At 37.6% G+C, this 556-nt stretch carries 1 protein-coding gene; it reads left to right on the top strand.

Features of this window, described 5'->3' with window-relative positions:
- Positions 1-556: AAA family ATPase (locus ACERKK_RS13190; RefSeq protein ID WP_373773534.1), on the top strand; the 556-nt coding region annotated here is incomplete at both ends.

Below are 556 nucleotides of genomic sequence, written 5' to 3' on the forward strand. Positions count from 1 at the left end.
AGCACAGGCAGACTATAATCCAGAAGATCATGAAGAAAAAGGCGGCTTGTCTGGTGGTGAATCTAAAAGAACTACATCAAGGGGAAAATCTGAAACTCCAGTATTAGATAATTTTGGTATTGATATAACCAAATCAGCAGAAGAAGGTACTCTGGACCCCATTGTTGGAAGAGAAAGGGAAATTGAACGATTAGCACAAATTTTAAGTCGTAGAAAAAAGAACAATCCAATTTTAATTGGTGAGCCTGGTGTTGGTAAATCAGCTATTGCTGAAGGACTTGCTTTACGGATCATTCAAAAAAAGGTATCAAGAGTTCTGTTTGGGAAGAGAGTTGTTTCTTTGGATTTAGCCTCAATTGTTGCTGGAACAAAGTATCGAGGTCAGTTTGAAGAAAGAATGAAAGCCATTTTAAATGAGCTTTCAAAAACAACTGACATCATTCTTTTTATTGATGAAATTCACACAATTGTAGGAGCTGGTGGAGCTACAGGATCACTTGATGCTGCAAATATGCTTAAACCAGCCTTGGCAAGAGGAGAAATTCAATGCATTGGA

The organism is Poseidonibacter sp. (assembly GCF_041821165.1).
GTDB lineage: Bacteria > Campylobacterota > Campylobacteria > Campylobacterales > Arcobacteraceae > Poseidonibacter.